The following is a 15,141-nucleotide window of genomic DNA, read 5'->3' as shown; positions in this document are numbered from 1 at the left end:
CAACCCTATTTACTACTAATTTTATGATGCTTACTTAGGCCTTCTTTTAAGTATGCAAGCCACACTCACGGTTTTCTAACACCTTGGTTGGATCAAAATATTTATGCTCGTTTGGTAATTTATATTCTTCTAAATATGCGTCTAACTGCTCATCTGACCAATGGTAAAAAGGACTCACCTTTAAAACACCGTCTTTACTCACACTAAAAATATCTAAAGAATTACGCAAAGCTGTTTGTCCTTTTCTAAGGTTTGTAAACCAAACCTCTGGTTTGTGTTCTGCCATTGCTCTACCAAATGGCTCCAATTTAACCTGCTCTGTAAAGACTGCATGGTTCGGATCTTCAATACCTGGTATTCCCATAACTGCATCTCTATGTGATGATGTTTGTTTAGGAACATATAATTTTACATTTAGCTGTAATGATTTTATTAAATCTTCTGCATGCTTGTAGGTATTTGGAGTATTGTACCCCGTATCACACCAAATAACTTTAATAGTGTTATCTACAGCAGTGACTGCATGTAAAATATTAACCTCATAAGGTCTAAAATTGGTAGTCACTACGGCATTAGAATTCTGTTCCAATGCAAATGCTATAATTTCTGCTGGACTTGCCGATGCAAAATCGGTATTCCATTTTTGTATATCGTTTTCTGTAAAAGCCATTGTCTTTCTTTTTTATCTACCCCAATTAATGCTGTTCCAAATTCTCTCGTGAAAGAAATACAACAACATTTTAGTAAACAATTCAACTACACCTATAGATAAAGCTAATTTTAATTCCCCGGTTACTAACCAAGAAATAATCATAGTATCTATAGTACCAATTATTCTCCAGCTTATAGACTTAATAATACTGCGTAATGGTTTCTCAGATTTTTTATCTGTTGTGAAATCCTCTTTACTTGTTTTCTTATCTAAAATCAATTGATCTGCAATCATGTGATTAATGTTTCTATTACCCTATCGATTTAATAGAGTAAGCAAAAATAAAAATATTTTGCAAAGTAAGTCGCCAAAAGATTACTAAAATTACTATTACCCTATAGTTTTAGTGGATTTATAAAAAAAGAAGAAGTTTATTATCAATTTGACAACAAAAAAGCGGAAGCGTTAAAATTAAGCTATCAAATCTGCTAGACTGGTATTTCTATATATTTCGAGATTACTATCTCTCACCTGAAGCATTAATTTATGCACACCGCATGCAGCTTCATCAGGACAATCATCACATTTTTCATAGAAATTAAGACTTACACAAGGCACCATAGAGATTGGACCTTCCAATACCCGCATCACAGAAGCCATCTGAATTTCTGCAGGGTCTTTTATTAAATAATACCCACCACCTTTACCTTTTTTACTTCCTAAAAAGCCTGTTTTTCGTAAGGATAATAAAATGGTTTCTAAAAACTTTTGAGAGATGTTTTCAGCGTTTGCTATTTCAGAAATTTGCACTGGTTTCTTATCTTCCTGTTGTGCCAAGAAGGTAAGTGCTTTTAATCCGTATTTCGTCTTTTTTGATAGCATGGCTGCTAAGATAATTAAAATTTAGATATCGAAATATCTAGGTACATGCTTTACAAGTAAACCAATAGACAAATAGGCATATCTTAAATTTTATGGTTTCACTGAATTAAAACCGCCTTTCACTGATTGGCCTACTAAAAACCTAATTTAAGTCCTTACTTAGTAGTAAGAACCCAATGAAAACAAACACAATGAAACAGCAACAAAATTTTACACCGCTTTTAAAAGTAAGCTTATTAGCTCTATTGTTAGCTTTTACCGCTTGTAGTTCTGATGACATTAACACCTCTGAAGATACAAGTGAGGAAGAAACAACAGATGAAAGCACTATTGACACCAATTCTTATATCCTAGTGGCAGACACCAATAGTCAAGGTGCCTATATCATAAACCATGATGGAGATCAATTATTTAGCTGGAAATTTGACAGAGATCTAGGTAATGATGTGAACTTATTAGACGACGGTAGCTTAGTTGTTTGCCTTAAAGCAGACAATGCAGGTATAACGCTAGGTGGTTATGGTGGCATTATGAGAAAAATAAACGTTGATCAATCTATTGACTGGGAAGTTTCCTATAGTTCTGGTGATGATTACATGGCGCATCACGATGTGGAATACTTATCAAATGGAAATATTATTTTTCCAGTCTGGGAAAAAGTAACGGCTGATGAAGCTGCGGAACTAGGTTTTTCTGAGAATTATGATATTTTTCCCGAAGCCATTATAGAAATGAACCCACTAACCGAAGAGATTGTTTGGGAATGGCATGTTACAGATCATGTGATTCAAAACCACGATGCTTCAAAAGAAAATTTTGGCGTTGTAGTAGAACATCCAAATAAAGTAGATATCAATTACAACAGTTCTCAAACCAATGGAGACTTGATGCATTTTAATGGGTTAACTTTAGATGAAACGAATGATGTTCTTTACATAACCGTAAATAATTATAGTGAAGTGTGGGTGCTAGACCACAGCACAACTACGGAAGAAGCGAGTACAAGTACGGGTGGAAATTATAATCTAGGCGGAGATTTGGTATACCGGTACGGAAATCCGCTTGCCTATGACAATGTTGGCGAGGTTACCTTGAACAATGTACATTACCCAAATTTACTGATTACTGGAAATATGATTGTCTTTGCCAATGATATTTACGACAATCAGTCTGAAGTTGTTGAATACAAATTAAACCCACCATACGAACTTAATGCAGGAGAAGACAATGAACCAGAAGTAGTATGGAGTTTTACGGATCCTGAATTATACACTGCAGGCTTGGGTAGTGGAGTCCGGATGAGCAATGGAAACACCCTAATCGCCGAAGGCAGAGATGGTACCCTATGGGAAGTAAGTGCTAGTGGCGAGGTTCTATGGCAAAATACAGATTACAATACCACCTGGAGAGCATATGCTTTTACAGTCGATGCTCCGGCGATACTAGCCTTAGGTTTATAAGAAATACAGACTCTTATTTAACAAAAAAGCCTCCATAGTTTCTACTATTGAGGCTTTTTTACTTAGAACGTTCTGCTACGATTCTAAGGCTTGTTTTATATCGGAAATAATATCATCTATATGTTCCAAACCAACAGATACCCGAACGGTTCCATCCGTAATATTTACGGCTTCACGCTCTGTCGTTGTTAGCTTGCTGTGGGTTGTAGATGCAGGATGGGTCACAATACTTCTAGAATCTCCCAAGTTTGCAGAGAGCGATAATAATTTTATCGCATCAAAAAACTTTCGCCCAGCTTCTATTCCTCCATTCACTTCAAAAGCAACAATAGTACCCCCAGCTTTCATCTGCTTTTTAGCCACCTCATACATAGGGTGCGATTTTAAAAAGGGATATTTCACCCAATTTACTTTCGGGTGATCTTCGAGAAACGTTGCTAACTTTAAAGCATTCTCACAATGACGATCTACCCGAACCGCTAAAGTTTCTAAACTTTTAGAAATTACCCAAGCGTTAAAAGGAGAAAGCGCAGGACCCGTAATGCGCGAAAATCGATAGACCTTATCAATTAATTCTGCACTTCCTACGGTAATTCCTGCCAGAACACGTCCTTGACCATCCATTAATTTTGTCCCCGAATGAATTACCAAATCCGCACCAAATTTAATAGGCTGTTGTAAGTAAGGCGTTGCAAAGCAGTTATCGATAATTAATAGTACCTTATGTTTTTTTGCAATTTTGCCCAACTTTTCTAAGTCCAATACATCTACTCCCGGGTTGGTGGGAGATTCTGCATAGATAAATTTTGTTGTTGGTTTTATTAATTTATCAATACCCTCTAAATCATCAATTTCAAAATAATCTGAGCTAATATTCCATTTGGGTAAAAAGTTCATAAATAAACTATGCGTAGAACCAAAAATATTCCGTGCAGAAACCACATGATCTCCACTATCTAAAAGAGAGGCAAAAGTAGAAAACACTGCAGCCATACCAGATGCAAAAGCGAAGCCAGCTTCGGCTCCTTCCATTTTACAAACCTTTTCTATAAATTCATTAGTATTTGGGTTAGAATACCTAGAATAGATATTACGTTCTTTCTCTTCACTAAAAGAAGCGCGCATATCTTCAGCATCTTCAAATACAAAGCTTGAGGTTACATACATGGGCGTAGAATGTTCCAGAAATTGTGAGCGTTCTGTTTGCGTTCTTATCGCCTCTGTTTCGAATTTGTTTTTCATTTTTTATTTTTAAAAATCTTGTCAAAAAATTGCTTAAAAGTTAAATCATCTTCATCCATTTTATTCAGATCTATAAATCTAAAGTAAGAAGTATCCGAACTTTGAATAATAATTAGTGTATCGTTATTTCTTTTTTTTATAATTTGATATCCTTGTGTAATATCTCCAAGACAAAATGCTTTATCAAATTTAATTTTAGACGCATTTGAACTATCATTAAAAGGTTTAATATTCCCGGATACTATGATACTGTCATTTAATCTTACCATTCCCTTGTGAAGGGTAATTTTCTGAACAGTAATATTAAATTCATCTGAACTATTAACAAGATTTCCTCTTTCAGGTCTTGATACTTCAAAAAAAATAGCGCTAAAAAAAAGTGCAAATGTTAAAATTATAATAGTAACAACCCCCTTTTTTTTCACAATCTGGAATAATTATTTGATAACTAAATTATATTCATGTCAATTCTTTTCTATAATCCTTAATATATCACCAAAAACGCCACGAGCAGTAACTGCTGCTCCCGCTCCTGCTCCCTGAATCACTAACGGATTTTCACCATAAGACTCCGTATATATTTCTATAATAGAATCTGAGCCTTTTACTTGTCCTAATGCACTTTCTTTAGGTACCGAAACTAATTTTACTTCTAAATTCCCTTTCTCTTTTTGCAAATCTCCAGACAAATCACCTACATAGCGCAATACATGATTTGGCTTTTGTTCTTTTTTAATCTTTTCAAAAATAGCATCAAGCGTACTTAACTGATTTTTAAATTCGGCTACCGTTACAGTATGCAAAGAATCTGGAATTAAATTCTGAATACTAATATCTGCAAATTCATTACTCAGATCCAATTCTCTAGCTAGTATTAAAAGTTTTCTTCCCACATCATTCCCAGAAAGATCTTCACGAGCATCTGGCTCCGTAAATCCTTTTTCCATCGCTTCTTTTAAAATCGATGAAAATGGCCTATCTACCTCTGAAAAAGTATTGAAGATATAACTCAACGACCCTGAAAATACTCCTTTAATACGCGTAATATTCTCCCCCGACAAATGCAATAACTTAATAGTATCTATTAATGGAAGTCCCGCTCCCACATTAGTCTCATACAAATACTGCTTCTGACTTTTTACGAGTTCTGTTCTTAAATTTTGATAAAAATCAAAACTCAAGGTGTTGGCGATCTTATTAGAAGACACTAAATCAAACCCATTTTCTATCAATTCTAAGTATGATGTTACAAAGGTTTTACTTGCCGTATTATCTACCGCTATTAAATTCTCTAAATGATGTGCTTTTGCAAAATCGAAAATTGTAGTTAGATCAAATGGCTCACCATTTTTATCTAAATCAGCATTCCAGTTTTCCGAAATTCCGCTTTTATTTAACAACACTTTTTTAGAGTTCGCCACTGCAAAAACATTTAATTGAATCCCTTTACGTTCTTCTATGCTTTGAGCCGATTTTAAAATTTGATCTATCAGTGTTCCTCCAACATTTCCATGACCAAATATAGCAAGATTCACTTTTTTACTAATTCCGAAAACTTGACCGTGCATTACGTTCAACGCTTTGTAAAGGTCTTTACGCCGTACAACTAAACTGACATTTTTACCCGTTACTGTATTATTAAATAACAAGGGAACAATCTGGTTTTTTATCAGCTCATTAAAAGGCTTATGAAAAGAACTCAAATCCTGACCTACAATAGAAATCACAGAAACATCGGTAGTTACGGTAATCATGTTCACATCTTTGGTTTGAAAATCTGAGCTAAATTCATCAATTAAAACCTCTTTCGCTTTTTCTGCTTTATCAGCATCTACCACAAAACCAAGACCACGTTCTGATGACCCCTGCGATATGATATTCACACTAATATTATTTGCTCCTAATGTTTTAAAAACTCGTGCATCTACTCCGACTTTACCTAATAAACCACGCCCCTCAAAATTTACCAAGGCCACATTTTCAATTACTGAAAGCGATTTTATCCCCTCTTTACTTGTCTTTGCACTAATTAGCGTTCCTTCATTATCTCCATTAAATGTATTTAATATCCGCAATGGAATATTTTTTTCTATTAAAGGGATAATCGTTTTTGCATGTAAGATGGTCGCCCCAAAATTTGCCAATTCATTTGCTTCCCCGTAAGACAACTCCGCAATACGTTTTGCATCTGCTACATAATCAGGGTTAGCCGTATAAATCCCATCTACATGCGTATAATTCTGCAATTCTGCCGCATCTAAGAAATTAGCAATTAGCGCTGCCGAATAATTACTTCCGTTTCGTCCTAAGGTTGTGGTCTCCCCTGCTTTGTTTGATGCTATAAAACCAGTCATTACTGGAACCACACTAGTATCTAATTTAGAGATAACCTCTAAAACATGCTCTTTAGACAATGCCTCATATACCTGAGCATCACCAAAATTGCTATCTGTTTTTATTAGTTCTCGGGAATCTATGAATTTAGCTTTTACGCCATTCGCATTTAATAATTGCGTAGTCACTTTCCCAGAAATCAATTCTCCAAAAGACAATACTTGATCTTTGATTTTTGCACTATAATCGCCTAATAAAGAAACCCCTTCAAAAAGCTTTTCTAAATCTGTAAATTCTGAAGACAAATTAACGTTAAAATCTGATTGTTGATACGCTTTAAAAGCATCAAAATCTTTAGCATACTCTTTGCCTTTACTTGCCTTTTTAAGAATAGTTTCTAGCTGATCTGTGGCTTTACCGCGTGCAGACAATACTACTCCAATATTTTCTCCCTGTTTTACTTTCGTAGTTACAATTTCTAAAACCCGATGTAAACCATCACCATTAGCCAACGATTTCCCTCCGAATTTTAATATTTTGATACGCTTACTCTTTCCATTCTGATCAAAAATGCCTTTTAATAACTGTTCCATTTGCTGAAATTCAATTAAAAAAGCATCGTGGCCATGCAGCGACCTTATCTCCCCGTAGGTAACATTGCTATTAACTTGCGCCAATTGCTTAAAGGTATCTTTATTCTCTTGGGCCGTAAAAAACAGATCAGAATCAACCCCTATAATATGAATATGGGTTGCGCTTTTTTCTATAGTTGAAAAAGCATCTTTAGCATCTCTTGTAATATCAATTGTTTTTAATAACTGATTCATCAGCTTATAGGCTGACAATTGGAAACGCTCTTGCAATTTTGCGCCATGATGTGTTAACCAACTCTCTACATTAAAGACATGTAATTCTTCATTTGTGCTACGTTTAAAACGCTCTTTAAATGATTCTGGAGTTCTATAGCACAACATCGCATGCATACGCGCATCATGTACAGGTTGACTAGAATTCAACAAAAACTGCTCTTGAATCTGACAATTCGCAATTAACCAGTCTGTAGATTTCCAATCGGACGCTACAGGGATTAAATTTTCGGTCAAATTAGGTTCCAAAGCAACCATTTCCCAAGCAATACCACCTCCCATTGAGCCACCTATAAGTGCAAAAAGCTTGTTTACTTGCAGTTCTTTTAATCCTATTAAAAATATTTTTGCGATGTCTTGCGCCACAAAATCTTTGTAATTCTCTACCACAAAACCGTCATGCCCATTACCGGGTACATTAAAAGCTAAAATGGTATATTTTTGAGTATCAATACATTTTCCATCTCCAATCAATGCAGACCACCAACCCTGCTCTCCAGCAACATCTGAACTGCCTGTTAAGGCATGATTTACCACTATAATTGGTGCTGTGTGCAACGCAGGCCCAAAAACTTGATAAGACAATTTAATATCCTGAGTTGATCCGCCGTGATTAGTATACTTGGGTATTGTTAAATGCTGTAGCATAATTTATTTTTATTTCAATCTTTTTGCTTTACCAAAGGTTAAGCTTACTTACAATGAGGCAAAAGCCTGAATTAAATCTGCCTTTAAATCCTCTATATCTTCCAATCCCACAGACAGGCGTATCAAATCTTGTGGCACCCCAGCAGCTTCTTGTTGTTCTGCTGTTAATTGTTGATGGGTAGTACTCGCTGGATGAATAATTAATGATTTTGTATCACCAATATTTGCTAATAGCGAGAAGATTTTAGTAGCATCGGTTACTTTTTGAGCCGCTTCAAATCCACCTTTTATACCGAAGGTCACTAAACCGCTTTGCCCTTTTGGCAAATACTCTTTAGCCAAATCATAATAGGCACTACTCTTTAATCCAGGATAGTTTACCCAAGCAACCTCATCTCTACCCTCCAACCATGTTGCTAGCTCTAATGCATTTGCACTGTGTTGCTTGATCCGCACAGGTAAGGTCTCTAATCCTTGAATAATCTGAAATGCATTAAACGGACTCAAAGCACTACCAAAATCACGTAAACCTTCTAAAATTAGCTTAAACGTAAATGCTGCTGCTCCCAAAGCTTCGCTATACACCAATCCATGATACCCCGCAGAAGGCTCCGTGAATTCAGGAAATTTCCCATTGGTCCAATCAAAAGTACCGGCATCTATAATAGCACCTCCTAATGATGTTCCTTGACCGCCAATGTACTTTGTTAGCGAATGAATAACAAGGTTTGCTCCATGTTCAATTGGGTTTAACAATACAGGTGAAGCCACGGTATTATCTACAATAAATGGCACTTGTGCTGCATTTGCATAGGTCGCAATTGCTTTTAAATCCAAAACATCTAATTTAGGATTCCCTAAAGATTCTACGAAAATAGCTCTGGTATTATCTTGAACAGCCTTCTCAAAGTTTTCTGGATGAGCAGCATCAACAAAAGTGGTGGTAATGCCTAATCTAGGTAAGGTTACATTCAATAAATTAAACGTACCTCCATATAAACTACTAGAAGCAACAATATGATCTCCTGCTTTTAATAAAGTTAACAAACCTGTAGCAATTGCTGCAGTACCAGAAGCGAAAACAACAGCACCTACACCACCTTCAACAGCCGCCAAACGATCTTGTAAAATTTGATTTGTTGGGTTATTTAAACGGGTGTAAATAAACCCTAATTCTCCTAATGAGAATAATTTTGCAGCATGGTCCGTATCTCTAAAAACATATGATGATGTTTGATAGATGGGCACTGCTCTTGTTCCTCCTGTTTGCGTAGTGTCATGCCCTGCATGTAAAGCGTTTGTTGCTAATTTTTGAGTACTCATGATTTTTTTGTTTTTTAAATTAATACTAAAATAAAAAGCCAAACTCTAACATCAGACCTATAGGGTCGCGTTAGATAAAAATCAAAAAGTTATTAAGAAGAAATATTCAATTGCTAGAGATAGCAATTAATTTTTTCGTTATCTGCCGCCAATGCATGATGCAATTTTTGGTAGAATTTAGCACCTTCATTGCTCTTAAAAAGAACAAAGGGTTGCTAAGGTTTCAAAGGGTCTATTCCCTCCACCTTTCTTGATAACTATTCAATACGTGTTTGAACTTGTGCGGTGCAAATATAACATCGGAAGTTTTTAAAATCCTAATTATTCACCAATAATTATAAAAAGATACTTTTTTGTTAAGATTTTGGCGGTCTACTCTAATTATTTAAACCAGACCGCTAAAACCATTAAATATTTATATACCGAATGCAGTTTTCACTTGCTCTTGAGCATCTAACTTCTCCCAAGTAAACAATTCTACTTCTTTCTCTACTTTACCATTGTAAGGAGATTCAAAAGTTTTTGTTACTGTTATTGGTTCTTTACCCATATGACCGTAAGCTGCTGTTTCCAAATAAATAGGATTACGCAATTTTAAACGCTCTTCTATGGCAAACGGACGCATATCAAATAACTCAGCTACTTTTCTTGCAATCTGCCCATCGTTTAAATTTACCTTAGCAGTACCATACGTATCTACATAGATAGAGGTTGGCTCTACTACTCCAATAGCATAACTCACTTGTACTAAAATCTCGTCTGCAACTCCTGCTGCCACCAAATTTTTAGCGGCATGTCGCGCAGCATAGGCTGCACTTCTATCTACTTTACTAGGATCTTTACCACTAAATGCACCCCCACCGTGAGCACCTTTACCCCCGTACGTATCTACAATAATCTTACGACCTGTTAACCCCGTATCTCCATGAGGACCACCGATAACAAATTTCCCTGTTGGGTTAATATGGTAGGTAATAGCATCATCAAATAATGTCTGAATATGAATTGGTAATTGCTCCTTTACCTTCGGAATTAAGATAGAAATGATATCCGATTTAATTTTCGCCAACATTTTCTCATCATCAGCATCAAAAGCATCATGCTGAGTAGAAACTACAATAGTATCTATACGTTGAGGTACATTTTCATCACTATACTCTATAGTTACTTGCGCCTTAGCATCTGGTCTTAAATAAGAAATTTCTTTACCTTCTCTTCTTAAATCTGCTAAGATCTGTAATATTTTATGCGAAATATCTAAAGCCAAAGGCATGTAGTTTTCCGTTTCTTTAGTAGCGTAGCCAAACATCATTCCTTGATCTCCTGCACCTTGCTCTTCTTTAGAACCGCGATCTACCCCTTGACTAATATCTTTAGACTGCTCATGTATTAAAGAAATAACACCACACGAATCTCCGCTAAACTGATATTCTCCTTTAGTATATCCAATTTTATTAATAACATCTCTTGCTATTTGTTGAACATCTAAATAGGTATCACTCTTAACTTCACCTGCCAATACTACTTGACCTGTAGTTACTAATGTCTCACAAGCTACTTTGCTTTCTGGATCAAAAGCCAAAAAATTATCTAAAAGCGCATCACTTATTTGGTCTGCTACTTTATCTGGGTGTCCTTCACTAACAGATTCTGATGTGAATAAATAAGCCATAAATGGTTTTATTTTCTAGAATAGACTTGACAGAAAGGTTAAAAGAAGTTTATGAACCGAAAAAGGAATTTCGGTCATAACTGCTTTAGCATTTTTCTTGTGCTAAATATAATTTAGCAGCTGAGGTTGCAATCAGTCAAATCCGTCCTCAATTAATAATGGCACAAAAGTAAAATAAAAGATGGAGTCTGAAAAATGGTTTAACAACAATTTGCAGATTTATAAATCATATTTAATTTTAAACATTACATATCGTGGTTGCACCACATACGATGAGGTTCTATAAAAAAGCTCATTAAAACTATCTTGATTGAGTTCTGTATTGTTCAACAAATTAGTCACTTCTACACTATACTCCCACTTACTATCTTCTTTTTGATAAGATAAACTGGTATCTAAATTACCATACTCATTATCAATAGTATTTGCTTTATCTCTATAATGGTAGTAATCTAAATCTGCTAGAAAAATAAAACTTTTTAGAAAAGCCGCATCAACTTTAAGAAATGGAGTGTCTGTATAATACGTAGAAGAATTTCCTCCATTATCGTAATTATTAAGGGCATAGTTATAACCCACCTCTACATTTGGGGCATCTCTAAAGCTTGTGGCTAAGGATGCTCTATAGCTTTGTGTTAAAGACTCTGACGTACTAGGGCTACCGTTAACAATATTATTTAAATTAGAATAAGAAAGCGATCCTCTGGAACTCACTTTTATCTTACCAAATGTTCTTTGAAAATTAGCAGATCCGGACAACACTTCATCTTCTAAATTAGAATTGATGGTTGAACTTACTTGATTAATGCCAACGATAGCACTATTATTTTTAAAAGCATCTACACGTTTACTATAATTAACAGTAGCGAAAATGTTTTGCATGTTAAACATGCTAAAGCTGAAAAAATTAAGTGATAAATTATGAAACAAAGCACTTTCTAAATCACGATTTCCTTGATACATGGAATTGTAATTACTAAAAATATAGGCTCTAGAAAATTTATCAATATCTGAAAACTGTCTGTTAACCGTATAATTAAACCGAATACTCTCTGACTGCTTTAATTGAAGGTTTACAAAAAGATCTGGAACAACGTTGAATAAATCATCTGTAACCGATGTAGCTAATTGTGTGTTTTTCGCCGTATAATCATGAACTTTAAATCCTGGATTAAATGTAAATTTCCCGACGATTAATTTATAATGAAATCCTACAAAAATATCAGAAAACTTATATTCCACATCATTAACCAAATCGTCCTCTGTAAACGCTAAGGTTGACTCGTTATCCAAAATTTGAAAAATATTTGAATTGAATTTCTGACTACTTTGCGTGGTTCCTAACGTAAAGTTAATATTACTTTTTGCCCCTGTAATAAAATAGTAATCGGTTTTAAAATCAAACTTATTCGTTTTTATTTTTCGATCTTGATTGATGTTATAATTCGCTTGGTCTTCGTTCAAAGGAAGAATACTTTCAAAAGGTTGTATTTCTCTGATTGCATTATAAAACGGATCCTCATTTTGGATTAAATACTGAGCTTCAACAGCCAATATATTTTTTTCATCTATCGTGTAATACACATTAGCGTTTTGATTAAGGCTAGAAGGAGTTTGCTGTTTGTTTTCAAAAATTTGATCTGTAACATCTGCTACAGACAATATTCCTACATCTTCATTCTCATCAGAAAATTTTGCAAGAACATCATATTCCACCTGTACATTTGTATTTGGCTTGTAAGCGGCACTTAGCTTTAATAACCCTAAATTAGATGTTTGTTCTGTACCTGTTGTAGTTACTTCTTGCTGATTGCTACTAATATATGTTCGCGTAGCCACCGTCTGTAAGTCTGTATTCGCATAAGAATAAATGGCGAATCCGCTTAAATCTAGTTTTTCTGTTGGAGCATAACTAAAATTAACCGCTCCAAATCTTGTTTCTATTTCTTTAGCACGGTTGTTTTGAAGCTGAGACAATCCCAAACCACCATCACCAACGTTAAAACTAGTGCCTGTATTTCCTGTTCTACTTCTAAAACCACCTGTGAAATTTCTGTAGTCTCTAGAGGTAAATGGCAATTGCCCAATATTATTAAGATCTGTTAAGATATTGATACTGTATTTAGGACTGTAAAAAAATAGTTTAGGATGCGCCAGATACCTACTATCTAACCCTAAACCAGCCGTAATTTCTCCAAACCAAAACTTTTCTTTTCCTGATTTCAATTTAATATTTAAAGCTACATTGTCCTGATTATTTGTTACGCCTTTTAATTGCGACACCTCACTATAATTTCTAAGCACTTCTATTTTATCCAAAGCATTTGCAGGAATGTTTTTTGCTGCTAGTTTAGAATCTCCATCAAAGAAATCTTTTCCATCGACCATCACTTTAGTAACGGTCTTTCCTTCTACTTCTATTTCGCCATCGTCATTTATTTCTACTCCCGGCAGCTTACTTAGTACATCTTCTAATTTCTTTTCCGTTCCCGTTACAAAAGAGTCTGTATTATACACAATGGTATCTCCTTTCACTACCACAGGCATCTCATAAACTACTTCAACCTCATCTAAGCTCTGTGCCTGTTCTGCCAATATTATATCGCGTTGTAGGTCTTCTTCTAGGGTTTTAATCAATAGTTCTTTAGGTTGAAAACCGATATAGCTGAATTTTAAGCTATAAGTACTGTTTTGGTTCACGCTAACCTTATATTTTCCATTAGGATCTGTAATTCCGAAACCATCTAAACTTTTTGTCTCTTGATTTACAGCCACTACATTTGCCATATCTAAGGGGCTTCCTAGTGAATCTTTTAAGACTCCCGTAATGGTGATTTTCTGAGCACTAGCAACATTCACCAAAGCAATTAAGCCAATAAGCACCAGTACCTGCTTTTTTATAAATAGATTTCTCATTAGTTTCTTCCTCGATTTGAGTTACCACCTGGACCTCTATTACCACCCCTAAAGCGTTCTGACATTTCTTCCATCTTAGCCAAAAGTGTTTCATTATATTCTTGTTGCGATATAACCTTTCCTTTTGTAGGTGCTTTTATCTCTACCTTTTCATCTGCATTTAAAACAATCTTAGTACAAAGCAATACGGTATTCCCTGCATTAACTTCTAATATTAAACCCGGTAAGCCCCAGTATTCTCCTGGTCCTTGACTTACAGGAATTTCAGGAGTAAACCAAGCTGTAATTTCAATTTCTTTTACCGCTTCTGTCTCTTTAAAAATACGCGTCTTATTTTGTGTAGTATCCTTTTTGGTGGCATTCTCTTTTCTTCTTTCCTGATCTCTTTTTCTTCTTAAAGTTTCGAAATCTGTAGAATCAATCGCTTGTATAGCCGTTGCCTTATAGCACATATAATTGCCAATTTTTTTTGTTTCAGAACCCATCGTCCAATTTAATTGCTTCAGGTCATCTTTGATTAAGAATACTTTACCAAACATTTCTGATTCTTTAGCATAATCTTGGTCTTTAATATTCTTATATAATTTACCTCCAGAAAAATCTCCAAATCTAAATCTACCTCTTCCTCCATTATCTCTTCCTGGAGTTTCTAGCTTTTCTTCTTCCTCATAAATTGCAGCAGTTTTATCAAACGTCAGTATAAATGTTTTTTCAGACTGTTCTTTCATGCGCGCCATGAATCTTTTCTTTTGTTCTTCAGAAATTTCACGCCCCCCAAAATTAAAGTCGGCCACAGATGTTTTAGAATGATAGATTGCCTTTCCTTGAAAGTCTTGAGCCTGTGTACTAGAAAAATGAAGAAGACAGGTAACGATAAATAGTAGAATTTTTTTCATGATCGTATTAGGTTATTGTCCTTCTGTGACTAAAAAAAATAGAAAAGGTTTAAAACTAAGGTGATAAATAAATTTTATTGTATTATTTCTAATAGATCATAGCCTCAAAAAACATTCATGCATTTCAGCAACTATTTTTTCTACTACCCAAGAATCGTTGTATATTGTGTGCCCCTTTGGGAAAGTACAAAGTGAGGTATTAAAGCTATTTTAAAATCAAAAGTGCCACGAGCATGCACTAGAATTTTAA

11 protein-coding genes and 1 riboswitch are annotated in these 15,141 nt (G+C 35.0%); of the genes, 1 reads left to right on the top strand and 10 read right to left on the bottom strand.

Annotated features, from left to right (window positions below; all coding sequences use genetic code 11):
• Window positions 1-46: 46 nt before the first annotated feature.
• The 3 genes from M666_RS08170 to M666_RS08160 all read right to left on the bottom strand — a co-directional run bounded on the left by M666_RS08170 (window position 47) and on the right by M666_RS08160 (window position 1,534).
• Window positions 47-670 (bottom strand): phosphoadenosine phosphosulfate reductase domain-containing protein, encoded by a 624-nt coding sequence (locus M666_RS08170; RefSeq protein ID WP_029447078.1) that lies wholly within the window; start codon window positions 668-670, stop codon window positions 47-49.
• Window positions 671-682: 12 nt separating this feature from the next.
• Window positions 683-946, bottom strand: coding sequence for a DUF2061 domain-containing protein (locus tag M666_RS08165; RefSeq protein ID WP_024481762.1), 264 nt, complete (start codon window positions 944-946; stop codon window positions 683-685).
• Window positions 947-1,123: 177 nt separating this feature from the next.
• The gene (locus M666_RS08160) at window positions 1,124-1,534 is read right to left on the bottom strand and encodes an RrF2 family transcriptional regulator (RefSeq protein WP_025615875.1); all 411 of its coding nucleotides are present in this window, start codon (window positions 1,532-1,534) and stop codon (window positions 1,124-1,126) included.
• A gap of 191 nt (window positions 1,535-1,725) precedes the next feature.
• On the opposite strand from M666_RS08160, the gene M666_RS08155 reads away from it, so the two are divergent.
• Window positions 1,726-2,994 (top strand): arylsulfotransferase family protein, encoded by a 1,269-nt coding sequence (locus M666_RS08155; RefSeq protein ID WP_039326315.1) that lies wholly within the window; start codon window positions 1,726-1,728, stop codon window positions 2,992-2,994.
• Between the two features lie 75 nt (window positions 2,995-3,069).
• Here M666_RS08155 and M666_RS08150 read toward each other — a convergent pair whose 3' ends face one another.
• The 7 genes from M666_RS08150 to M666_RS08120 form a co-directional block, all read right to left on the bottom strand.
• Window positions 3,070-4,236, bottom strand: a complete 1,167-nt coding sequence (locus M666_RS08150) for a trans-sulfuration enzyme family protein (protein WP_029447080.1) — start codon at window positions 4,234-4,236, stop codon at window positions 3,070-3,072.
• Window positions 4,233-4,661 (bottom strand): hypothetical protein, encoded by a 429-nt coding sequence (locus M666_RS08145; RefSeq protein WP_029447081.1) that lies wholly within the window; start codon window positions 4,659-4,661, stop codon window positions 4,233-4,235. Before M666_RS08145 ends, M666_RS08150 begins: the two co-directional genes overlap by 4 nt.
• A 39-nt stretch (window positions 4,662-4,700) precedes the next feature.
• Entirely contained in the window at window positions 4,701-8,084 is a 3,384-nt protein-coding gene (thrA, locus tag M666_RS08140) for a bifunctional aspartate kinase/homoserine dehydrogenase I (protein WP_029447082.1), read from the bottom strand.
• A 48-nt stretch (window positions 8,085-8,132) separates the two neighbouring features.
• A complete protein-coding gene (locus tag M666_RS08135) occupies window positions 8,133-9,407 on the bottom strand; it encodes an O-acetylhomoserine aminocarboxypropyltransferase/cysteine synthase family protein (RefSeq protein WP_029447083.1) in 1,275 nt (424 codons plus the stop codon).
• A 135-nt stretch (window positions 9,408-9,542) separates the two neighbouring features.
• Window positions 9,543-9,667: riboswitch (SAM riboswitch) on the bottom strand.
• 155 nt (window positions 9,668-9,822) lie between these two features.
• On the bottom strand, window positions 9,823-11,079 hold the full coding sequence (gene metK / locus M666_RS08130) for a methionine adenosyltransferase (RefSeq protein ID WP_029447084.1): 1,257 nt from the start codon (window positions 11,077-11,079) through the stop codon (window positions 9,823-9,825).
• A 219-nt stretch (window positions 11,080-11,298) separates the two neighbouring features.
• Window positions 11,299-13,995: a carboxypeptidase-like regulatory domain-containing protein gene (locus M666_RS08125; protein WP_029447085.1), complete on the bottom strand. Its 2,697-nt coding sequence runs from the start codon at window positions 13,993-13,995 to the stop codon at window positions 11,299-11,301.
• Window positions 13,995-14,891, bottom strand: a complete 897-nt coding sequence (locus M666_RS08120; protein WP_029447086.1) for a GLPGLI family protein — start codon at window positions 14,889-14,891, stop codon at window positions 13,995-13,997. The genes M666_RS08125 and M666_RS08120 overlap by 1 nt, the downstream gene beginning before the upstream one ends.
• Window positions 14,892-15,141: the final 250 nt, after the last annotated feature.

The sequence above is a fragment of the Cellulophaga baltica 18 genome, assembly GCF_000468615.2.
Lineage (GTDB): Bacteria > Bacteroidota > Bacteroidia > Flavobacteriales > Flavobacteriaceae > Cellulophaga > Cellulophaga baltica.
The sequence above is the reverse complement of the archived record's forward strand: the minus strand, read 5'-3'. Positions and strand labels throughout refer to the sequence as shown.

Excerpts from the sequence above, each read along its gene's own strand:
- M666_RS08170 (WP_029447078.1), bottom strand. The coding sequence starts at position 670 with ATGGCTTTTACAGAAAACGATATACAAAAATGGAATACCGATTTTGCA.
- M666_RS08165 (WP_024481762.1), bottom strand. The coding sequence starts at position 946 with ATGATTGCAGATCAATTGATTTTAGATAAGAAAACAAGTAAAGAGGAT.
- M666_RS08160 (WP_025615875.1), bottom strand. The coding sequence starts at position 1,534 with ATGCTATCAAAAAAGACGAAATACGGATTAAAAGCACTTACCTTCTTG.
- M666_RS08155 (WP_039326315.1), top strand. The coding sequence starts at position 1,726 with ATGAAACAGCAACAAAATTTTACACCGCTTTTAAAAGTAAGCTTATTA.
- M666_RS08150 (WP_029447080.1), bottom strand. The coding sequence starts at position 4,236 with ATGAAAAACAAATTCGAAACAGAGGCGATAAGAACGCAAACAGAACGC.
- thrA (WP_029447082.1), bottom strand. The coding sequence starts at position 8,084 with ATGCTACAGCATTTAACAATACCCAAGTATACTAATCACGGCGGATCA.
- M666_RS08135 (WP_029447083.1), bottom strand. The coding sequence starts at position 9,407 with ATGAGTACTCAAAAATTAGCAACAAACGCTTTACATGCAGGGCATGAC.
- metK (WP_029447084.1), bottom strand. The coding sequence starts at position 11,079 with ATGGCTTATTTATTCACATCAGAATCTGTTAGTGAAGGACACCCAGAT.
- M666_RS08125 (WP_029447085.1), bottom strand. The coding sequence starts at position 13,995 with ATGAGAAATCTATTTATAAAAAAGCAGGTACTGGTGCTTATTGGCTTA.
- M666_RS08120 (WP_029447086.1), bottom strand. The coding sequence starts at position 14,891 with ATGAAAAAAATTCTACTATTTATCGTTACCTGTCTTCTTCATTTTTCT.